Source organism: Arhodomonas sp. AD133 (genome assembly GCF_051195215.1).
Classification (GTDB): domain Bacteria; phylum Pseudomonadota; class Gammaproteobacteria; order Nitrococcales; family Nitrococcaceae; genus Arhodomonas.
In genome coordinates this window covers 1-21,983 of the sequence record NZ_JBNAZM010000065.1, presented here as the reverse complement: position 1 = coordinate 21,983, position 21,983 = coordinate 1, and the positions used below count along the sequence as shown (strand labels likewise).

General features: G+C 58.9%; 18 protein-coding genes and 1 pseudogene. 6 read left to right on the top strand and 13 right to left on the bottom strand.

Translation table 11 applies throughout. From position 1 onward, the window contains the following. Positions 1 to 288 precede the first annotated feature (288 nt). From ACPEES_RS21255 to ACPEES_RS21240, 4 genes are all read right to left on the bottom strand, one after another. Positions 289 to 1,254: a hypothetical protein gene (locus ACPEES_RS21255; protein WP_435106085.1), complete on the bottom strand. Its 966-nt coding sequence runs from the start codon at positions 1,252 to 1,254 to the stop codon at positions 289 to 291. 120 nt (positions 1,255 to 1,374) lie between these two features. Next, the gene (locus tag ACPEES_RS21250; RefSeq protein ID WP_435106083.1) at positions 1,375 to 2,421 is read right to left on the bottom strand and encodes a sodium:calcium antiporter; all 1,047 of its coding nucleotides are present in this window, start codon (positions 2,419 to 2,421) and stop codon (positions 1,375 to 1,377) included. Between the two features lie 51 nt (positions 2,422 to 2,472). Beyond that, positions 2,473 to 3,252, bottom strand: coding sequence for a hypothetical protein (locus ACPEES_RS21245; protein WP_435106081.1), 780 nt, complete (start codon positions 3,250 to 3,252; stop codon positions 2,473 to 2,475). 596 nt (positions 3,253 to 3,848) lie between these two features. Further along, positions 3,849 to 4,730 carry a LysR family transcriptional regulator gene (locus ACPEES_RS21240; RefSeq protein WP_435106079.1) on the bottom strand — a complete coding sequence of 294 codons (882 nt, stop codon included), beginning with the start codon at positions 4,728 to 4,730 and terminating at the stop codon, positions 3,849 to 3,851. Between the two features lie 96 nt (positions 4,731 to 4,826). Between ACPEES_RS21240 and ACPEES_RS21235 the strand changes: the two genes are divergently transcribed. The 3 genes from ACPEES_RS21235 (at position 4,827) to ACPEES_RS21225 (ending at position 8,402) form a co-directional block, all read left to right on the top strand. Then, positions 4,827 to 5,327: a lactoylglutathione lyase family protein gene (locus ACPEES_RS21235; protein WP_435106077.1), complete on the top strand. Its 501-nt coding sequence runs from the start codon at positions 4,827 to 4,829 to the stop codon at positions 5,325 to 5,327. A 369-nt stretch (positions 5,328 to 5,696) separates the two neighbouring features. Beyond that, positions 5,697 to 7,640: an AGE family epimerase/isomerase gene (locus ACPEES_RS21230; RefSeq protein ID WP_435106075.1), complete on the top strand. Its 1,944-nt coding sequence runs from the start codon at positions 5,697 to 5,699 to the stop codon at positions 7,638 to 7,640. A 63-nt stretch (positions 7,641 to 7,703) separates the two neighbouring features. Further along, positions 7,704 to 8,402, top strand: coding sequence for a DJ-1/PfpI family protein (locus ACPEES_RS21225; protein WP_435106073.1), 699 nt, complete (start codon positions 7,704 to 7,706; stop codon positions 8,400 to 8,402). Between the two features lie 605 nt (positions 8,403 to 9,007). On the opposite strand, the gene ACPEES_RS21220 is transcribed toward ACPEES_RS21225, so the two are convergent. From ACPEES_RS21220 to ACPEES_RS21205, 4 genes are all read right to left on the bottom strand, one after another. Next, on the bottom strand, positions 9,008 to 9,673 hold the full coding sequence (locus ACPEES_RS21220) for a GntR family transcriptional regulator (protein ID WP_435106070.1): 666 nt from the start codon (positions 9,671 to 9,673) through the stop codon (positions 9,008 to 9,010). A gap of 70 nt (positions 9,674 to 9,743) precedes the next feature. Then, the gene (locus ACPEES_RS21215) at positions 9,744 to 10,022 is read right to left on the bottom strand and encodes a hypothetical protein (protein WP_435106068.1); all 279 of its coding nucleotides are present in this window, start codon (positions 10,020 to 10,022) and stop codon (positions 9,744 to 9,746) included. 968 nt (positions 10,023 to 10,990) lie between these two features. Beyond that, a complete protein-coding gene (locus ACPEES_RS21210; RefSeq protein WP_435106066.1) occupies positions 10,991 to 11,662 on the bottom strand; it encodes an RraA family protein in 672 nt (223 codons plus the stop codon). 13 nt (positions 11,663 to 11,675) lie between these two features. Further along, positions 11,676 to 12,674 carry a C-terminal binding protein gene (locus ACPEES_RS21205; RefSeq protein WP_435106064.1) on the bottom strand — a complete coding sequence of 333 codons (999 nt, stop codon included), beginning with the start codon at positions 12,672 to 12,674 and terminating at the stop codon, positions 11,676 to 11,678. A gap of 947 nt (positions 12,675 to 13,621) precedes the next feature. Here ACPEES_RS21205 and ACPEES_RS21200 point away from each other — a divergent pair. From ACPEES_RS21200 to ACPEES_RS21190, 3 genes are all read left to right on the top strand, one after another. Then, a complete protein-coding gene (locus ACPEES_RS21200) occupies positions 13,622 to 14,608 on the top strand; it encodes a TRAP transporter substrate-binding protein (RefSeq protein WP_435106061.1) in 987 nt (328 codons plus the stop codon). Positions 14,609 to 14,679: 71 nt separating this feature from the next. After that, the gene (locus tag ACPEES_RS21195; protein WP_435106059.1) at positions 14,680 to 15,162 is read left to right on the top strand and encodes a TRAP transporter small permease; all 483 of its coding nucleotides are present in this window, start codon (positions 14,680 to 14,682) and stop codon (positions 15,160 to 15,162) included. Between the two features lie 11 nt (positions 15,163 to 15,173). Beyond that, positions 15,174 to 16,454 (top strand): TRAP transporter large permease, encoded by a 1,281-nt coding sequence (locus tag ACPEES_RS21190; protein WP_435106057.1) that lies wholly within the window; start codon positions 15,174 to 15,176, stop codon positions 16,452 to 16,454. A 500-nt stretch (positions 16,455 to 16,954) separates the two neighbouring features. On the opposite strand, the gene ACPEES_RS21185 is transcribed toward ACPEES_RS21190, so the two are convergent. The 5 genes and pseudogenes from ACPEES_RS21185 to ACPEES_RS21165 form a co-directional block, all read right to left on the bottom strand. Next, positions 16,955 to 17,407, bottom strand: coding sequence for a cupin domain-containing protein (locus ACPEES_RS21185; protein WP_435106055.1), 453 nt, complete (start codon positions 17,405 to 17,407; stop codon positions 16,955 to 16,957). Continuing rightward, the gene (locus ACPEES_RS21180) at positions 17,404 to 19,287 is read right to left on the bottom strand and encodes a TRAP transporter permease (RefSeq protein ID WP_435106053.1); all 1,884 of its coding nucleotides are present in this window, start codon (positions 19,285 to 19,287) and stop codon (positions 17,404 to 17,406) included. The genes ACPEES_RS21185 and ACPEES_RS21180 overlap by 4 nt, the downstream gene beginning before the upstream one ends. 22 nt (positions 19,288 to 19,309) lie before the next feature. Next, complete coding sequence (locus tag ACPEES_RS21175; protein ID WP_435106048.1) at positions 19,310 to 20,317, bottom strand: TAXI family TRAP transporter solute-binding subunit; 1,008 nt, start codon at positions 20,315 to 20,317, stop codon at positions 19,310 to 19,312. A 114-nt stretch (positions 20,318 to 20,431) separates the two neighbouring features. Next, a complete protein-coding gene (locus ACPEES_RS21170; protein ID WP_435106045.1) occupies positions 20,432 to 21,355 on the bottom strand; it encodes a LysR family transcriptional regulator in 924 nt (307 codons plus the stop codon). Positions 21,356 to 21,869: 514 nt separating this feature from the next. Further along, positions 21,870 to 21,983, bottom strand: a pseudogene (locus ACPEES_RS21165) (IS481 family transposase); the annotation flags it as partial.

Below are 21,983 nucleotides of genomic sequence, written 5' to 3'. Positions count from 1 at the left end.
GTGGCCTAGGTTGTGCCAACTCGAAAACGGACAACCCGCACATCAATGACTTACGCCCACGGCTGATGAACTTGGGAGTCCTTCACCGGAAGTTTGAATGACGTCGCCACGTCATGCCGCCGCGAGCCGGAGGCAACAAGTCCACACCAACGAGTCAGCAGCCGCACAGGAAGAGGCACGATAGCGAAAAGCCTCGGTGCGGTACGACTCAGTCTACGCGCGCCGTTAAATCGTGCCCGTCATACGGCCACGAGGGCTCGCCCGATGCGGCCTTACCATTCGATGCTGCTACAGAATCTCCACCCCCTCGCACTTGTACGCCCCCAGGAAGGTATCCTCCTTGAGCACGTTGCCGTCGAGATCGAAACAGAACAGGTAGGTTTCGGTTCGGTCGCCGATCTCCACGCTCTTAAGGCCGACGCACTCGTTGGGGTGACCGGGCAGGATCTTGAACGAGGAGACGCCGCGTTCGGGGACGCGCTCGCCGACGGTCACGGTGCGGACATCCTCGAACGCCTCGTCGGCGACGATCAGCGTGTTACCGCCGCGCTCGCGTTCGTCCACGGGCTCGTCAAACGGTTCCGTGGAGATCTTGCGGGGAAAGAAGTACCAACGCTTGGACAGCGGGTGCCATTCGGCGGCCTCGTGCACCACGTACCCGGGGGTCCCTTCGACACCGAGCGCCTCGCGCATGCGGCGGTAGCGCTCGTGCCAGTCATGGCTTTCCAGCCGGTAGTCGCGATCCAGGCACTTGATCCACTCTTCCTCGGGCTTCTTGCCATGGCTGCCCACGATGAGCCGATCGCCCTTGAGCGTCGCCCACTCGCTCTTGAACCCCTTGAAGCGCTCGTCGCCGCTGCCGGTCATGAGAATCTGCCGCGGTACGAGCTGATCGCGATTGCGTACCTCGCAGACGAGGCCGGTGCGATCATCGAAGGCGATAAGCCGCTCGCCGAACAGCACCAGTTCCGAGAACTCGGCGCCACGTCCGCCCTCGGCGATCAGGCTGATGAGGCGATACTCGCCGCCCTCCTCTCGCGGAATCTCCTCGATGCGGTAGTCCACCTCGCCGGTCGTGGGGTCGACGACGCGATGCAGCCGGTCGTAGCGGATGGTGGACTGCCACGCAACCTGACCGTCCTCGAGGTCCACCTGGGACGCCTGGTCCTCGTCGGTGATGATGGCCAGCATGTACTCGCTCGTGTCCGCACGATGACGCTCGAGCCGCTCGATATCCGCCGGCTTGCTATGCATGAGGCGACCTCCTTGGGTGAACGGCAACTGCCTCGCATCGGCTCGCTGGCGATACGAGGCACTTGCGAATCAGGACACTAGAGGAGCCCGTTCCGAACGGTCAAACCAGCGTCCACCGGCCTATCCATGAGCACCCGCGGCCGGCGGCAGACTCGGCACGAAGTCCACGGCACCGAATATTTCCGCCGCGATCCAGACAACGAACGCCGCATAGATCACGAGTAGCATGACCGATTCGTGCCGAGATAGGACCATCTGTGTCCGCATCATGAGAAATAGCACCACCGTGGCCGCGGTGAGTGCAGCCATCATGGGGGCGGCAACCGAGAAGTTGATGACCGCCGTGCCCGCGATGAGCACGCCGGCGGGAATGCAGACCAGCAGATCGAACGTGTTGCTGCCGAGTACATTGGCGATGCTGGTCACACCGCGGCCATGACGGGCGGCCCGCACGGAGACGAACGCATCGGGGATCGAGGTGCCGGCGGCGACCACGGTGATACCCCAGAGGAAGCTCGGCGTGCCGAATATGTCGCCGAAGCTGAGCGCGGCGCGCACCAGCCCTTCCACCCCCACCACAATGATCGCCAGCGACAGCGCCAGCACGCCCCACTCGCGCCCCGGGCGGATACCGGTGGCGTCCACTTCCGCCTGGTGATCGATGGTGTCCTGGTACTGCACGAAGAGGTACAGGCCATACAGGGCAACAGGCATGAGCGCGAGCCCGCGCGTCATCTCGCCCCGGATCATGCCCTGGCCGTCGGCGACGGGGTTGTAGATCGCGGCGAAGGAGAAGGTGAGCGTGAGCACCGCCACCGCGATCATGTAAAACTGGGCTTCTTTATAGACCAGGTCCCGGTTGGAGCGGAGCTGCTCACGCGTGCTCAGCCCCGCGACAGCCGGAATGACGAGGATGTTGAACAGCGCCGAACCGACGATGGCGGCGACACCGAGCTCGAACTCACCGTGCACCAGCGTGGAGATCACTGTCGTGGAGAGTTCGGGGAAGCTGGATCCCACCGCCACCACGATGGCGCCCTGAACGATATCCGGCAGCTCGTAGTAGACAGCGAGGCGTTCGCTGGAGCGTTCCAGCAACCCGCTGCCTTTCCAGATAATGGCCGTGGCCACGATGGCGACGAGTGTCCATACGAGGATGTCGATCATCGATGGCTTCCCTCGCCCCGTGGCAACGGTCGCTCCACAGGCTCGTGGTCTCTAGATCTCGTGGCAGAACAGCCGGATGTCGTCCTCGTTGCGCCCGTCGAAATCCACGTAGGTCAGAATCGCCTCGTAAGTACGGCCCGTGGTGACGTCGCAGCCCGGGCTGGCGATCACGTCGTCATCGCTGTTCCGCAGGTCCACGGTGATCCGGTCAGCGGACGGCGTCAGGGCGACATGGTCACTCTCGCTGGCGTAGTTGAGGTCTTCGACCAACTCATCGCCATCGTCGAGGACATCCAGTCGCAGAGACGACGCATCCAGATCCGACAGGGCATGCACGAAACGCACGTTGACCTCGTCGGAGGCGGTCGACTGCTCCTCACGCTCGAGCACCGCCAGGCGCAGAGACGTGGTCTCGTCGATATCCCCCATGGCCACCAACGTGTATTCGGCCCCTTCCTCGAGCTCGGCGACCTCGTTGGAGATGAACTCGAACGAATCCTCGGTACGCCGCACGGTGAACGCGACGTCCGCCATGTCGTCTTCGTCCGGCTCGTCCAGATCCACGTCCACACCGTCGACGTCACCGGAGGTGGTATAGGCACGCTCCTCCACGAGGGCATCCGACTCCGTGCCGGCAAATAGCTCGGTGGTGATCTCGTCCTCGTCGCTACCGCCGTCGTCGGTGATCTGGTTGAAGTAGAACACCTCGGCGGTGGAAGACGGATCCTCGTCGATCACGCACTCCGAGACACTCTCCCCCTCGTCGCACGAGCAACCCTGGAGGAACACGACACTGGAGAGCAGAACACCGATACTGACAGCCTTGAACATCTTGAGCTCCTTTCACGATGCCGGCCCCGTCCCCGGCTACGGGCGCCAAGCGGAAGAACGCGCTCAAGTTAGCAGGCCAACGAAGGTGCGGAAAGGCGCAAGACGACCGTCCGGCAAAGACCATGGCCCAGGCGGACCCGCGACCTGTGTCCGAGCGGCGACGCCGGAAAACCCGGAGACCGAATACAAAGGCACAAAAGCGCATTGCGCTTCGCTCCACCCGCCTTGCCCGTGACCACTGCGGCCGCTTTCATGATGATGGGTGGCCCCGCCCAAGGCTGCGGACGTGATAAATGCGCGCAATGACGCCATCCATCATGAATGATGCGTATCCCACTTCTCCAAGCGCCATTTCCCCGATGGTTCTGCCGCAGTGGCGCGTCACATACGTCGCATCGTCGTTGTCACCGGCAGGCAGTGCTGATGCCAGGCCCATGCCGGCACGTACACCGCGCATCTTGGACTCACGTTCCAAACGCTGATCGGCCTGCAGCAGAGACGCCGTGGCACCGGAAGACTCTCGTTCAACCCGAAACGGAACGAGAATCAGGAATCCCGAATCCGGCGGCTTCGTTGTCGACTGACGGCCCAAAGCTCTAGAGGTTCTGGAACTTTCCCTTGCGCCGCAGATGCTCCAACACGAACTGGGCACGGCTGGACAGCGGCCATTCGGCGCGATGGATCAGCCACAGTGTATCGACCACCGACGCACCGCCTTCGATCACCCGAATCTCCTCTTGGCGGGCGAAGGCCTGCCGCGCATAGCACGGCAACACGGTAAAACCCAGACCGCGGGCCACCGGTTCGAGAATCAGGCCGATCTGATTGCTGAAGCCACGCAGCGGCAGGCTACGGATACCGGGATGACCGGGGAAGCACCGGCTCAACAGGCGGGTGGCCATCGCCTGCCCGTCGGGGTGATCGATAAAGCCCAGGCGCTGCAGATCCGTCCATTCATGTACTTCCTCCCGAACCGGCACGACGAGCTCCAGCGGCTCCTCAGCAAACAACGTCGCGACCAGCCGCGGGTCTTCGGGCTTGAGGCTGACCAGGCCCAGTTCGTAGCGGTTGTTCAGCACGGCGTCGAGTACCTCATCGTCCGGAGCGAAGCGATGGCGGATCACCAGCCCGGGGCGCGCCCGCTGCAGGTCGAGCAGCTCGGGGTAGAGGGATAAACCGATACTGCCGGGACTGATCAGACTGATCTCGCCATGCTCGGCATCCGCTTCCGAAAGCCGTAACTGCAGGCGCCTGTCGGCCTGCTCGACCTCCTGACAGTAAGCCAGAAAGGCGTGTCCTGCCGGTGTCAGTTCGAGCCGACGTGGACGGCGGATCATCAGGCGCCCCAACCGTGACTCCAGATGACGCACGTGCTGGCTCACCGCCGCCTGTGTCAGGCCCAGGTGGTCGGCTGTACGGGTGAAATTGCCCAATTCAGCGAGCGTGGTGAACGTGCGCAGCCACTGCGGATTTAGCATAACGAACTCTTATTATCTCGATAAGCCATCCATGGTTCTTATTATACCTTGCCCGGCCTATGCTGCTCGCACAACTCACTGCACGGAGCAACCGCCATGACCGGAACCTATCCGCGGAGCTTTTCCCACATTGGTCTGTCGGTGACCGATCTCGACGCCGCCGTCACCTTCTATACCGACGTACTGGGCTGGTACCTGATCATGCCACCGACGACCATCAGCGAGGACGACTCGGCTATCGGTGTGATGTGCACCGACGTCTTCGGAGCCGGGTGGGGAAGCTTCCGTATCGCTCACCTGTCCACCGCCGACCGCATCGGAGTGGAGATATTCGAGTTCCGGAACGCCGAGCGGCCGGAGAACAACTTCGAATACTGGAAGAGCGGCATCTTCCATTTCTGCGTCCAGGATCCGGACGTCGAGGGATTGGCCGAGCGCATTGTCGCTTCTGGTGGCAAGCAGCGCATGCCGGTGCGTGAATACTTTCCCGGCGAAAAGCCGTATCGCATGGTCTACATGGAGGACCCCTTCGGCAACATCCTCGAGATCTACAGCCACAGCTACGAATTGACGTACTCGGCGGGAGCCTACGAGTAAGTACAAATGACCCCAGGGGGTTGTACATCCTACGCGGTAATGCCGGCATGATCGGGGGCGCCACATAGCTCGGAACTGATGTGCCCGTTCGTCGTCGTAATACTGGATTCAGCATCGGATCACCGGCCCAACGACTCGAAGCGATGCACCCGGTTGGCAGGCCCATGGTCGACATCGTGCAGGCAGGCCCGGTGGCCCGATCATCTGCCGAGTTCACGTTGCCGATGACAGACGCAGCCCGAAGTGCCGCATTCCACCGGTCGGGGGCCCGGCGCATTGCACACCAGAAATCCAATGACGCTGCCCTCTTCCGGGGGAGCCCCCACTGAAGCCGAAAAATCCGACCTAATCGCCAGATCAGGAGGAACCGTGGCGAGAATCCTATTAAGCATTCTGTTGACGGCATCAATGCTAACAAGTGCAATTGCTGCCTCAACCGGTGATCACAACGCCGCACTCACCCCTACCAACAGCATTGCCGCAAAAACGGAGAGCTCGTTCACACCCGGCACCACATTCAGCGACCTCGTTGCCGGCTACATCACCGCATTCGATCACGATACGCGTACGTTGCGCATCCGCTCCGGAAGTGGCCGTGAGATATCCGTCCTTCTTGGCAACAACGTCTACGCCGAGAGAGTCAGAAACCTGGGCGAAGACTACAAAAGCGCGGGCACCAACTGGAACGAAAGTCTTGTGCCGGGCCGGTACATCTACGTATACGGCATCACCTATCCCACGAACGATTCAGCCGGCAACCGGCTCGAAGCCAAGCACATCGTCCTCCCCGCCACCACCAATGGCCAATATGTTTTCGAAGGTAAAAACTGGTGGAAAAATCAGATCAGTCAACTGGCCGATTTCTACCTTCGATCCCAGTTCGGAGACGGCGAAATCGATTATCGGCGATACAGGACCAACCTTTCCCTAGAAGGCCGGAAGCTGGGTGATGGCCTTCAGGAAGCCGCAACTATCTCGCGACTCGTGTACGGCTTCGCAACAGCCTATATGCTGACCGGAAACGATGATTATTGGAAGGCTGCCAACAAAGGCACACAATACTTACGCAACAATTTCCGAATGGAAAGCAACGGGGAAGTCTACTGGCTTCATGCACTCGATCTATCGCCGAACGGAAAAGCGGAACAAATAGTCGGCTCTCAGTTTTCCGATGACCATGGAGCAATCCCCTTATACGAGCAAATTTACGACCTCGCAGGCCTTACTCAAACATATCGTATTAGTGGTGATCCGGCGATTCTTGATGACATCAACCGCTCACTAGCATTCTTCGATAGCAAGTTTCGCGACAAATCAGAAGCCGGGGGCTATTTCTCGCACATCGATCCCGACTCGCTCTCGCCGCATTCGGCATCCCTCGCAGACAACAAAAGCAAGAAAAACTGGAACTCGATTGGCGATCACGCACCGGCATACCTCATTAACCTCTGGTTGGCGACCGGGAACAAACGCTACGCCGAAATGCTCGAGGATACCTTCGACACAATAGCCAGCCGTTTCCCGGCCGACGACAGCCCGTTTGTCAACGAACGATTCTTCGCTGACTGGCAGGTTGATCGTAACTACAAGTGGCAGCAGGACCAGGCAGTTGTCGGGCACAACCTGAAAATCGCCTGGAACCTGACGCGCATGAACAATCTGATGCCAAAGCCGCAATACTCCGACTTGGCCAGGACACTGGCAGACGTTATGCCGCAGGTGGGGGCCGATCTCCAACGTGGCGGCTGGTATGACGTCGTCGAACGCAGTGTGCGCGATGGTACGAACACCCATCACCTGGCCTTTCACGATAGAAAAGCGTGGTGGCAGCAGGAACAGGCGATCCTTGCCTACTTGATTATGGCAGGCACGACGGACAACGAAACCTATTTAAGGCACGCTCGCGAATCACTTTCCTTCTACAATGCATGGTTCCTGGATCACGAGGATGGTGGCGTCTATTTCAACGTCCTCGCAAACGGTCTGCCTTACCTCAACGGCATGGAACGTCAGAAGGGTAGTCACGCAATGTCCGGCTATCATGCCTTCGAACTGGCCTACCTATCAAATGTTTACGGCAAGCTGTTGATTCGGAAGGAGCCTCTGGACCTTTACTTCAGGCCGGTTGACGGGGCCTTTTCCGACAATCTTCTGCGCGTACAGCCCGATATTCTTCCGAAGGGAGAGGTGAAAATTTCCGAAGTTTGGCTCGACGGAGAACCTTACCAGAACTTCGATGCGAACGCGCTCACTGTCTCCCTTCCACCGAAGCATGGCGACATCCGGGTCAAAGTCAGACTGGCTGCGAGATAGCCAATCGCTCCGACTTTTCTGACGACAGAACGTCTGCATCGTTCCACAAAGGAGACAATCGGCATGAAAAGACTCACTGTTTTCGCGCTGCTTACCCTTCTAGCTTTCGCGTTCCCGTTGGCCGGGTCAGCGGGTCAGGAAATGGAAGTAACACGAGAAACTCCCGAGGTTTCCGGACCGTTGAAGGGGCGGATTGGCGTCGTGGTGGAATCTCACTTCGATGAGATTGAACTGATCAAATTCCAAGAGTTCTTTCCCGCACATGGTTACGAAATCGTCTTCATGTCATACCTGTGGGATAAACCGGAACTTACGTTCACCGGCAATGACTTCACGCACAAAGTAGTCGTTCGCACCGACATCACCAAAGTGGATTTGTCCAGATTTGACGGTATCATCCTCATCGGTGGCTATGCGATGGATCGCCTTAGGTACACCACCAAGGTCAATCCAGACGGCACATCAAGTGCACCCGCAGTGGAATTTCTCCGTAAGGTCGTCGAGACTGACCGCATAAAGGTCGGCACCATTTGCCACTCGCTCTGGCTCTTCACAGCCGCGCCTGACCTTTTAGCGGGAAAGAAGGTGACCGCGGCCCACAATATTCTCTCCGACGTTCGCAATGCAGGTGGCCTCGTCCAGATCGAAGACAATCAGGCTGTTGACACATTTGTGGACGGCAACCTCGTCAGCGGCAAGCATCCGGATGTCGTTGATGAGTTCATGCAAGTCTACCTTTCCGAGCTTGAAAAGGCCGATTAATCCAGCTTCGTTGGGCGGGTTTTACGTTGGGCCATCGGATTTCAAGCCATCATCGAGCTACGACACTTCGGTGTCGTAGCTCTCTCCTCGAGCGTCGCAGCTGGCCGAGATCGATCCGGTGACTGAGGCGCTCGTTTGCGTTGACGCCTAGACGGCATCCCGAGTGAGTGTGCTCTTCGGTTGGCCATCCCCGATTCGATACCTCGATGCGTGCGATCTCGCCTCCGGGAGCTTGCTGGACGCTGACAAGGGCTACGACACCCGCAAGTTCCCGGCACTTCGGAATTCGTGAGTAGCACCGTCATCGATCCGCCACGCCAGCGTCACTCTTCCCACGGCCGAAATCGGGGTAAGCTCGACTTTGCCATCTACAATCTCGTACAAATTGGAGGTCTCGGTCAGCGGCGAGATCCATCGCTGACATGAGCGAAGGACCATGTGTCGGTAAGCCGCATACACGGCCCAACCGCAGGCCTCGGTTCGCGGTTCAAGACCCGAAAACCCTACCCGGAACCTATTGCACAAAAGCCATACAGGTTAGCAACCCGAAAAATGATCAATCTTAAACATGTTACGGATAATGACAAACGTTCTGGAGCAGGGAATCAACTATTAGCGATATCCTCGACACCAATCTCGTAAGTCTTCTGGGTTCGGCCGATATGTTCGTCCAGCAACCTCTTCAGACTGTCGATATCTTTCTGGACGACAGCATCCAATATCTCACCATGTTCCTTCAGTGAAAGGCGCGTGTGATCCGGCTTGCTCGATAGATGCGTCCTCAGTGCTGCAATTTTCCCCACGTATTGAGAGTAAGAGTTTTTCAAGTAGCTATTTCCACAATGATCAAAAAAACTCATGTGGAAATCAGTATCCAAGCTCAAGTACTCCACAATTTCACCGGCCGCATGTGCCCGCTGCATTCCTTCTACGATACGCCTCAGCACCTTAACCAAGCCTTCATGATCATGCTCGATGGCAAGCTCCAACGCTGCGAATTCGATAATTCGTCGGAAGGTACAGATATCCCGCACTTCCCTCGCGCTAAGGGTGAATATGCGGGCGCCGGACTGCGGTACAATTGTCACCAGCCCCTCGTGCATGAGTCGGGTCAACGCTTCACGCACTGGCGTCTTGGACACATTGAGCATGGATGATATGCCCCGTTCCGAGATCGATGTGCCGAGACCGAGCTCACCGCTGACGATCATATTCCTGATGTGCTCGGTTACCACCGAGGTCAGTGAAGGCGGGCGTTCAAAATCTTGCATCTGTGTTTCCATGTCGTCCAAGTGTAAAGGCTTGAGTGATGAGTGATCGTATACCCGCACTCGAAATAGATCAGGCCGGTTCCGCTGCCAGGACTCGAGAGTCTGCACTGGCGTTCGTCGATGCTACACATGCTGCGGGATGTCGCGGGCTGTAGTCACGCAGCATCTGCTCAAGGCTCATGGCTGCATCGAGGCGGGTCACACGCAGAATGCCGTCGATGCGACCGTCAAATCGCGCCGCGTACAGCAAACGGCCAGGTTGGTCGACGGCCACGAACAGGTACTGCCCTTTGTTCTGATCGGGCATTTGCAGGAGGTGCTTGATGTCGACACGGACGTACCCGAGCATATATAGCCTCCAAACGTCTTCGCGGCCAGCGTTGGGCGGCTCTGGCCCGGGCACCGCGTCAACCAGCCGAAAGACGCCATGGCCCGCGCAGCAACCGGTCGAGCACCGCGCGCAACGCGACGGATCGACGAACTGGCGCACGACCACCAGCAGGTCATCGAGAGGCCCGACCACACGCTTCGCCGCAGCGCCACCACAACGATATCCTGCGCCCGCGCCAGCGTCGTCGCCATTCGTTGCAGGCGGAGCGAGCAATCGAGACCATCTCACGGCGCTTTCACTTCCGCACCGTAGCCCGGAACAGGTTACGTGCCAACTCCCTTCCAACAACGACGAGCGCGGGATTCGCTTGCGGATACGCGGCGTCGTGCGACCTCGGGCATGGACGGTCGTGCTGCGCATGCACACCTACACCTTCCGTGTTCGATTCCTTTGGCGCGAGGCAATGTCGTAAGGCCCCCTTGCCTGGGAAAGGGGAACTCTTGCTAGCAAAAAATTGGGTAAGACGTGACAGCAAAGATAGTGAATTCCAGGCTTTACCAGCACGGAACGCTTACTGAGGCAGGATAGCACACACAGACATCCGCTAGAACATCAAATGCCAGGGGAAAATTCGTCACCACCCTTCCCGCATCGCCGCTCTTCAATAGCGCCATCACCGTTCAGTACACGGTAGCATTGTCGTTCCGAATTGCTCATCAATCGGGGACCCTAGGACTCGATACCCAAGCACAACATCTATTGGCGGCGAGAATAGGGTGTAGCGATGGCAAAGCTATATCGACCTTTGACTTGCGGTGATCATGCGCGAACGCGCTGATCGGCTAGTAATTAATGAGAATTGTTCAGTGTACCCTCAACCGTGAGAATCCCGATGGGACTCTCACAGCGATCGATTACCTCTATATCAACATCGATCAATATTACGCCAGACGTTGACATTCCCCTTCGACGCCGGTCAGCGCAAGCTAGATCCGTCCGAACTCTGCCAGCAGGTCTTCGACGGTTTTGCCCTCTTTGACCCACTCGCGCGTCGCTTCTTCACGCTCCGCCTGCTCCAGTGCCAGATCAATGACCTCTTCGGCGTTGGCTATCGGCACTACTGTCACTCCCATCACATCTGCGATGACGAAGTCCCCCGGATTGACCGGCACTCCTCCACACGCGATCGGCACATTGATGGACAACTCATCCTTGCGCTGCGAAAACATGGTGTGGGTTCCACGCGGGGTGATGGCTCGGGTCCAGATCGGCCACTGAATGTCTTCGAGCTCGTCCGTATCACGACCAGCACCGTCGACCACCATGCCTCGGATCCCCCGATTCTGGGCAAGCGCCCCCATCAGACCACCGCACACCGAAGTGTTGGGATCACCACCTGCATCCACTACGATGATGTCGCCCGGCTCGCCCATTTCCAGCGCCTTCAGCGGATCTACCAGATCGCCTTTCGATAGCTGCACTGTAATCGCCTGACCGCAGATTTTAGCTCGGAATGCCGGCTTGATCGCGCTATCCATCACCCCCGTACGATATTGGGAGTCGGCAAACACGGCTGATGCAGAATAGTACTCGAGAGCGTGATCGAATTTTGCGAGCAATTCCGGACGGCGTGTGAAGTCGTTGAATTTCTTGAGCATGACGACTCTCCTATTAGCGTGACAGCGTATCAAGCTGGTTGACTGGATTTCTCGGTGTCTGACGCGTCAGGACACGCGCCACCTCCTGAGCGGCCGTGGTACGGGCGGCCTCGATCGACTGTTCTGAATAGTAGGCCGCGTGGGGTGTGACGATGACGTTGGGCAACGAGAAGAGTGGGTTTTGATCGGGTATCCAATTCTCGCGTTTTGCCGGTTCCTCCTCCGGATCATCGAGGCCCGCGCCGGAAATCCAACCCTCACTGAGGGCCTTGTACAGGGCTTTGTTGTTAATCGTCGGTCCGCGTCCCGTGCATATGACGAACGCACTCTGCTTCATGGCACGAAGCTCATCTTCACTGAGGAAGTGATAGGTATCGGCGGTCATCGGAACCTGCATCATTACGACATCAGACCGCTCCAATAGCTCCGCCTTGCTGACTTTGCGTGCCTGATGGGCTTCGATGGCGTCATCCTCGAGGTACGGATCGAAAGCGACGACATGGACACCGAAGGCCTTGGCCCGTCTAGCGATGGCCTGGCCGATCGCGCCAAAGGAGACGATGCCCATCGTCTGGCCGCGAACGCGGTAGAGCGGTGCCGCCGACTGCCAGCGCCAGACCCCATTGTGCGTGGCTGCATTGTAGGGGAAGAGACCTCGCGCCAGAGCTAGCCACAGGCTGATCGCATGGTCTGCGACCTCTTCGGTGCAGTAGTTCTGCACGTTGGTTACCAGAATGCCTTTATCGGTCGCCGCTTTGACATCCACGATATCGACTCCAACGCCATATCTCGCTATGACCTGGCATTGCTCCATAGCCGCAATAGTCGTGGCGCCAATGAAGGCATACTGATTGATCATGGCCGCACAGTCGCGGGCGTGTGCCAACAAGTCCTGTTCGGACTTGGCTTGTAATGCCACGACCTCAGCGCCCGCCTCCTCGAGGATGCGTCGTTCGATCTCTACGTCATCAAAGTCGTAGTCGGTGATTACCACCTTGGGTTTGGATTCCATGGCACCTGCTGTCCTCTTGTCCGCCTCGTCCTTGGTGTTCGAGTGATGGCGCTCTCAACTGGTGTACCAGACACCAATATCAACAGTAACCACCCCGATTTTTGATTGTCAAGATTCGTCGACGTCGGCGTCAGTCGGGAGGACCGGCCGAACAGGTCATCGATGGATGGGTGCCGCCGCTGCCGGCGAACGGCGCGGCCACCGGCGACAAGGGATGCAGCGGTCGCCGGCGACAACCGCCAACCGGCGAGTACGCGTCAGAATGGGACGGCGGGGCGCTTGCCCGCCTTCTGACGCCGGCCATGATCGAACAGCCCTTCGCGATGGGGTCGATAGGTCATCAGCAGCGCCCTGGCGGGCGCGACAACGATCTACGGCACCGCAATCCGCCGCGTGCTCACCGACACCAGCGACTCACGCTCGCCGCGGCGTACGACCACTGCTTCCAGGGGCGAACGACCCAACCGCGTCGACGAACAACGCGAACAACCCACCCTTCAGACGATTCCCTGATCCACCGACATGTGTCGGAGCTGACGGCTGCATTCCCGCCGGCGGTGCGCCCGCTTTGGTGACGCCCCCTCACCCAGTGGTTTTCCATTCGGATTCTGGTATCTACCCATTGCCACACCACCGACACATACATCCGTACGGCCACGTCTGCGGATCCGCTCCAGGTGTCACCTCCGTGCTGGCGGATGGAGGGGTGCACCCGTTCGACACAACGCCTCTCCGCCCGCTATCCCGCACGCCCGATATCGCCACCCCCATGCGTTCGACGACTGCCACTGAGCAGACCTGAGGGTGAGATACTCGGGACATGCGTGCCGCCCGGCGATCACTCCTTGACAAACCCGTCCCCGCCCGTTCACATTGGAAACACAAGCTGGAATACCAGATCCCAGTTTGTATATAACTCCTCTAAATAGACACGGAGAGATTGAGATATGTGCAAGAAATGGCTACTCCTCGGGCTTGTTCTCGGCACACTACCCGCCCAAGCTGCGACGGTGATCAAGCTCGGTCACGGCGCTAATGAGAACTTCCACATGTCTCGTGCCATGCACGAATTCGAGCGATTAGTCGAGGAACGCTCGAATGGAGAGATCGATGTTCAAATCTTTCCCTCCTCTCAAATGGGCCCGGACCGGGAGATGATTGAGAGCGTGCAAACAGGCATTCTCCAAATGGCGGTCTCCCCGTCTTCTATCTATGAGAACTGGGACCCGGCCTTTGGGGTCGTCGAGTTGGCCTATATCTATCCGGACAAGAAAACCGCCCTGCAAGTATTGGAAGGGCCCGAAGGCCAGGCACTCCTTGATCGCCTCGAGCCACTGGGGCTTGTAGGTCTTGGCTGGCTGCAAAGCGGCATGCGTCACATCACCAACAGTACCCGGCCGATCGACGAGCCATCCGATCTCGAAGGTATCAAACTGAGAACCATGAAGGTCCCCGCCCACGTGGATACCTTCGATGCCCTTGGCGCAAACCCGACGCCGATGAATTTCGGTGAGGTCTATTCGGCCCTTCAGCAAGGCGTGATAGACGGTCAAGAAAACCCGTTATCCATTATAAACACTCAGAGATTCCACGAAGTTCAGGATTACCTGACCTTGTCACGTCACGTTTTCACTGCCTATATCCCTGCCATATCCAAGCCGTTCTTCGCCTCTCTCCCTCGGGAACAACGAGAAATCGTGACAACGGCCATGAACGACGCCATAGAGTTTGATCATCACCTCGTCGAAAAAGAGAACAACAAGCACCTCGAGATGATCAAGGAAGCCGGCGTCGAAGTGACCAGGCTCACCGATGAACAATATGCGGCGTTTGCCGAGATTGCCAACGAGGTCAATCTCGAATATCGCGATGGCATCGGTGCTAAAGTGTTCGACAGCTGGATGGCGGCCATCGACGACCAGTCCGATCAATAGATATTCGTTCTTGCACGCCGCGGGCGCTGGCTCGCGGCGTCTTTCAGCACGAATCCAGACGGAGCGGGCTCATGACGATGATGCGCTGGCTAGATCAGCACATGGAAGAGTTGCTGTCGGTCATCTTGTTGTCGGTGATCGTGATATTGGTTTGTGTAAACGTCACCGCGCGGTATGCTTTCGAATCTTCACTGCCATGGGGCGAAGAACTCATCCGTTGGGTCTTCGTATGGTTTATCTGGGTGGCAGTGAGCTACGTTTTTCGCCAGGATAAACACATCACAATAACTATTCTAGCGGACCTGCTTCCACAGTCCTGGCAGCGTGTTCATCAGTTTCTGGCACGCTTGTTGGTGGTTGTTTTCTTGCTGACGATAAGTCTCTATGGCGTCGATTTGATGCTTAACCCCATGGTCAGAAGCCAGGTCTCCGTGGTCTTGCAGATGCCCATCCCTGTTTATTATGCCTCAGCCCCGTTTGGCGCAGCACTAGGGGCTCTACGAGTGATACAGAACTGTTGGCGATCATGCCAATCTCCTGAGAACGCCATTTAAGGAGGCTATCCATGGTCGCTGTCTCAACAATTGGCCTCATGTTTCTCCTTGTCGCCCTGAGCATACCGATAGCTATTGCAATGGGTATTGCGACCTTCCTGACGATGGTACTGGTAGACGGATCACCCCCCGTCGTGTTGCTGGCACGTTCACTGGTCACCGCGGCTGACTCCTTTCCGCTGATTGCTGTTCCCTTGTTCATACTTGCGGGGGATTTGATGCAGGCAGGGGGAATGTCACGGCGCATTGTCGAGTTTTCCTATTCAATAGTCGGTCACATCAAAGGCAGTCTGGCCTATGTGAACGTCATAGCGTGCTGCTTCTTCGCAGCGATCTCCGGATCCTCACCCGCTACCGTTGCTGCAATTGGATCAAATCTTATCCCTGAGATGGCAAGGTCCGGTTATTCTCGTGCGTTTTCAGCTTCGCTAACTGCAGCTGGCGGAATGGTGGGCGTAATGATCCCTCCTTCCATACCTTTCATTATCTACGGCGTTACTGCAGAAGTATCCATCGGCAAGCTATTCATGGCCGGTATACTACCCGGGATTCTGTTTGCGTTGACCTATATGGCCACAGCTCGGTTGCTTCTGCGAAAAAATGTACAACTGAATGAAACAAGTCGCTCTTTCTCTTCCCGAGAGGTAGCGCGGAGTTTCGGCAGTTCCATCTGGGCCCTGCTGGTTCCAGTCATTATTCTTGGGGGCATATACGGCGGTATATTTACTCCCACTGAGGCAGGGGGAGTTGCGGTTCTGTATGCGGTAATCGTAGGTGTTTTCGTTTATCGCGACATCCGTCTATCAGAGCTTCCAAAAATATTGGCAAAGAGCGCATTGACCAGCGGCCAGATCCTTATTCTTGTGGTGATGGCAGGAGGATTTGGCCGTCTTCTCACAATCGCTCAGGTACCTAATGATCTCGCTGCAGCCATATCGGGGATATCCAGCAACCCTCTCGTGGTCCTGCTGTTTATCAATCTCCTTCTTATTGTCATAGGCATGTTCATGGAGACGGTTGCATCGATCATCATTTTGACACCGCTATTGCTGCCGGTGGCTACGGCAGTAGGCGTTGACCCTGTTCACTTTGGCGTCATCATGACGGTCAATCTCGCAATCGGGTTCTGCACACCACCGCTTGGGGTCAACCTATTTGTGGCCTCTTCCGTATCCGGAGTCAAGATCCTGAAGCTATCTGCGGCGATTATTCCATATTTCATGGGCATGTTAGCGCTGCTTGCGGTGATCACCTATGTCCCCGACGTGTCGCTCTTCCTGACTCGTTTCTAGAGGGATATCGATACCTACTAACCTTTTCGACAGTATTGCCAGGTCTCTGCGGCGAGTGTGCGATGCCCCGGCAAGGCGCGGGAGCGCCGGCGTGGCAAGGATCACGTCAAGCGAGCGCAACGCCACCGACGAGCCGCACAACGGCGCCCTTCGGGCGTTCGTCAGCGCGCCTGTGGACGGCGTTGCTCGTCACTCATGTCCACCTTGCTACACATCGCTTCTCGCGCCCTGACCGTCGAGGTCACCGACTCGGGGTGCCGCAAGCCTATTGTGGCGGCGTGCCGACAAGGCGTGTCGAAGCGAACAGAGGCGCTGACGAACACTGAGACAGGGCAATACTTGTCGAAAGGTTGGTACCTGTGAACCGCGACGAAATCCGCCGTGGAGCGGGAGCGGCCGAAAGCGTCGGCCGCTCACCGGAACACCAACGGCTACGGAAGCCCATATGGTGGGTTGCGCTTGACAACGCCCATCCATCGCGTGTGGCGTGTAGCGTCTGGTCAGCTTTCCTCTCTAAGCGCCATCTCGCCTAGATTCTGCAACAGTGGTGCATTTTCGCATGCCACGTAAGTCGCTTCTGCCTGGGCATCGGCGTTGCAGTGCTGATGCCAGGCCCATACCGGCACGTATACGGCATCGCCCTCCTCCCACTCGATTTTCTGGTCTTCGATAATGCTGTATCCACGGCCTTTGAGGACGTACAGCACGGTTTCGTAGGTATGTCGGTGCATGTTCGTCTTGCCGCCCGGGGCAAGCCCGCCGATGGTCATGCTGATGGTTCGTGTCGGAAGGTCGACGATCGAAACCGGGTGGCGCCGTTCCTCCGAGTAACCGTCCCGGTTCGTCGCGAGCACGTTCCTGTGCACCAGGCGATCCGGCACGCGGGGAATGAGCGCCGGTGGCGTCTTGTCGAAATCGGCAGACGAGAATTTCGCGTTCTGATTGGTCGTCATTTCGTGACTCCTTGACGCACTCCAAACCACCGCCCGGTTTCCGCGCCGGGCAGTTTCGTGAACATCGGGATCATGATCAGGACAAGCACCGCACTCGCCCCTCGCTGGTAGTCATCGGGCGCCGCCACGGACATGAAAGCCAGCAGGGCCAACACGACCCGCCACGGCCACGCTACCGGCATAGCCGCGTATCCATGGATTGCGACACCCAATGCGGTCAGGCCAACCAGTCCGTGGGCCGCCGCTTCGCCCGCCGCCGGCCAGCCATTGGCGAGCAGCAGGTCACCGTCCAGGAACAGCAAAGGAATGAGGTACAGTCCCTTGGACAAACGCCAGGCTTCGAGCCCCGCCGGCATGGGGCGGCACCCGGCCAATCCGGCCGCGACAAAGGCAGTCAACGCCACGGGCGGGGTTACGTTCGCGTCCTGGCTGTACCAGAAGATCATCAGATGCGCGGCGAGAAGCGGAACACCCAACTCCGCGAATGCCGGCCCGGCCACCACGGCGACCATGACGTAGCTCGCCACCACCGGCAGGCCCATTCCCAGCACCAGCGAGACCACGACGACGACCACCACCAGAAGAAAGACGTGGTGCGAGCCGACGGAGACGAGCGTTCCGGCCAGCACGACACCTTTCGTGGAGAGATTGAGGCAGCCCACGACCAGGTTGGCACATACCAGAACAAGGCCTGCCGCCATGGCGCCCCTGGCCGCCTCCGTCGCAGCCGTCACCAACCGACGCGGCCCCAAAGGCCGTTTACCGAACCAGCTACCGATGATCGTTGCGCCACAGGCCAGCACGCAGGCGTACGTGGCGGTGAAGCCGATCACGAGGAGGCTGACCAGCGTGGAGACGCCCGCTGCGAATGGCACGCCGAGACGCCAATCGATCGGCGACAGGTCAACCGAGGGCCGGAGACAATGCCGGCGCGCATGCAACGCTATGCCCAGCGAGAGTGAATACATGAAAAGCAGCGCCGGTATCGCGGCCAGCGCAATCACTTCCGCATACGGCGTTCCGGTCCACTGGGCCATCACGAACGCGCCGGCGCCCATCACCGGGGGCATTAGCTGGCCGATGGTTGAGGCACTCGCCTCGACTCCGGCCGCGAAAGGCGCCGAATAGCCCGAACGTTTCATCATCGGGATGGTGACCGTTCCGCTGGCCGTGGTATTGGCAATGGCGCTTCCTGACACCGACCCCATCAGCGCACTCCCCACCACGGCCGCCTGGGCGGTTCCGCCGGGCAGTCTGGAGGCAACGCGCTGAGCGGCCTGCAGCAGAAAATCCGTGGCACCGGAGACCACCAGGAGGGCGCCGAGCAGGACGAACAGGTACACGTAGCTCGCGGAAATCGTGGTCAGAAGCCCGAACAGGCCTTCGCCCTGCCAGAACATCCGGTAAAGGAACGTTTCGGTGCTCACTCCCCGAAAACCGAACTCCCCGGGTAACAACGCCCCCAAACCGAGCACGTACCCGATGAGCACGATGGCGAGAATGGGTATGGTCGCGCCGGCCGCGCGCCATGTAGAGAAGAGAACCAGTGCTATGGCGGTCGAAGCGGCCACCATGTCTCCAACGGACATCACACTGCCACGGGCGTACAGCGCCTCTTCGAATTTGACGACGTACAGTCCGATCATCAGGGCAACGCTCGCGAAAGTGACCCCGATGCCGGCACGGCCACCCGGCGGTACCATGAGAAACCCGATTGCGAGCAGAAGCGACACGTGCACCGCGTTGAAGTGGAGCTGGCTCACGTAGGCAATGGACGTTGCGTAGAACTCGAAGGCGGCCAGGGCGACCGCAGCCGCGGTCGCCATGACGCTCAGCCATGGGGCACGCGCAACACCCGGCGTTGCGTGGGAGTCACTCATCTATTCGTCCTCACGCAAGGAGCTACGGTTGCGCGTCGGCGCTGAGAAGCCGCCTGGGCAACGTCAGCTTCCGCGTCCGATAGAATGCCTCTGCCCCCGGATGCAGAGGCGTTCCAATGCCATCGAGAGCGGTTTCAAGCGTGACTTCCTTCGCAGCCGGGTGAACTTCATGCACGGCTCCGAGGCGATCGAAAATGACGCCCAGAACCTGTCGGACGACCCTGTCAGGCACATCGCGATTCGCCATGAGAACGGTCCCAACACCGGCTGACTGGACCGGCTCGTCGACGCCGGGATAAGTGCCCGCCGGGATTACGAACCGACTCCACACACCCGGGTATGCGGTGTCGATGGCGCGCAACTGATCATCGCTGATACGAAGTATCGAGACCGCCTCGGGCCCCATGGTGGCCAAAGCCTCCGTGACCGCTGCTACCGGCACGCCCCCTGGCGTGTTCGCTCCGGCGAGTCGGCCGTTGCGCATCGCTTGCACGGACTGACGGTAGGAAAGCCATTCGAGGTGAATGTCATTCCCGCGCTCGAGCTCCAGCGCATCGAGAATGGCGAGCCCGGTGCCTGCCGATCCGCTATTGCGCTGGCTGATCGAGAATCGACCGTCGAGACTGGCCAGGTCCGTCAGCGTGCGTTGCTGCACCTGATCGTGGCGGACGATGAAGTGCTCGACCGTCTGCCACAGAGACGCGACGGCACGCAGGTGCTTCGCCGGACGTTGTTCGTAACGCCCTTTGCCGCTATACGCCTGTGCCGCGAAGAAGCCATTGATGAACGCGAAATCCGCCTCGCCCTTTTTCAGAAGGCGGACGTTCTCCGCTGACCCGGCAGAGCTGACCGCCTGAAGGCGGATTCCAGCGTCCTCCAGAGATTCCGTCACGATGCGGGAAATTCCGACCCCGACCGGATAAAACGTGCCGGTGGTCGACGCGGTGGCGAGAATATAGTCCTTCGCAACCGCTGGGCCGGCCACGATGGCCAGCATCAGCATGCCTATTGCACCACGTAGTGATCTCATGCTCTCTCCTCCTGTCGATCTTTTTTTGTGTAAGCACGGATCACTGTAGGCGGGCGCCGTAACGCTCAGAAGGACAATGAACCAATGGCGGAAATAAGCCGCTCTTATGTCCGTCTACGGCGTATCCAGACGGGTCGCCGCGTCACGAATGGCGTGCAGGAAGCTCGCCAACAACGGCCTAGGCGGGAATCGCGGGCGCCGGACCAGCACGACCTCGCGCCGCAAAGGCGGATTGGCGAGAGAGACCGTGCGCATATTCGGAAAGCGGGACGCCACGGGAACGCACTCGGGCACCATGCAGACACCCAGGCCAAGCGTTGCCGCACTCAGCATCGCATCCAGCGTGTCGATCTCTGCACGGATATTCAGCACCTCACCCCGGAAGGCACGGTCTACCAAGCGTCGCAGCGCGAAAGCACGAGGGAATAGCAGTAGCGGGGTCTCGACAGGCAGGATTCGGTGGTTGAGCAGACTGCTGGCCTGGGGAATATCCTCGGAGAACGCGGCGACGATGCGTTCCGTGTACAGGTGCTCGGTATCGACCCGCTCGTCGGTAAGAAGATTGCCGTAGAGAATCCCGAAGTCGACACTGCCGTCGGTGACGAGCTTCACCACCTCCTGGCTGCTGCCCGCCCTCATCTGAAAACTCACGTCCGGGTGTTCAGCCGAGAACGCCTGCAACAGGTGAGGCAGCAGGTAGGAATACAGCGTATGCACCGATGCCATGCTTATCTCGTCCTGTCTGACACCGGCTGCATCGAGAAATGACGCGAGCACCTGATCAATGCGCGCGAACGGCTCGGCAAGCTCATCGCGCAGGCGTTTGCCGGCACGCGTGAGCTTCAGGCCTCGAGTGGTACGTTCGAACAGTTGGGCGTTTACAGAGGTCTCCAGCTTCGCGATTTTCTGGCTGAGCGCCGGCTGGGAAATCCTCAGCCGCTCGGCTGCCCGCGTGAAGCTCAACGTCTGCGCGCAGACCAGAAAGTGCCTAAGCGCGTCATCACCGGGTACGTGCGCCGCTTTTCCCTTCCAAGCCATGCTTCGCCGCTCCCCTCAAACCAATGATTGGTAGTCAATGACCGGGCTCCTGAAGACCTGATTCAAGCACATGGAGAGCGGATGGAAACGACGCTCGGCGCGCGGGGGAGAGTGGAGGAATGGGCGCCGGACACGGAAAAAGCCGGTTGCGCCGCGCTCCACCCGCGCCACACGATGGCGGCTGCGGTCGCTCCCCCTAGGAAGGACGGTATTGCGTCAGGTCAGCTTTCCTCCGTGAGTACCGCCCCCCGAGGTTTTTCAGCAGTGGCGCATTCTCATATGCCACACACACGCCGACCGAGCGGTTCCGGCAAGCCATCTCTGGGCCACGCCCTGAGCGCGTCTACCGCAGAGAATCCGTGGCACCGGGAGATTCTCGTTCAACCCGAAACGGAACAGGAGCCAGGAATTCCAACCCGGAGCTTGCACGCAGACCCGGCCCGCCGGCGAGTCGCACAATTCGCCAAGGGATTGCGTGCAACCTCCTGGCTAAACCCGGTGGCTTCGTCTTTGCCTAATTGTCACGACCTGATTGGTCGTATACCTGTTTACGGAACAACTCTGGGTGTTGTGCGTACCAGTCCTTGAGGTTCTGGACCGGGGTGAGGTGACCGAGTGCCCGCTGAGG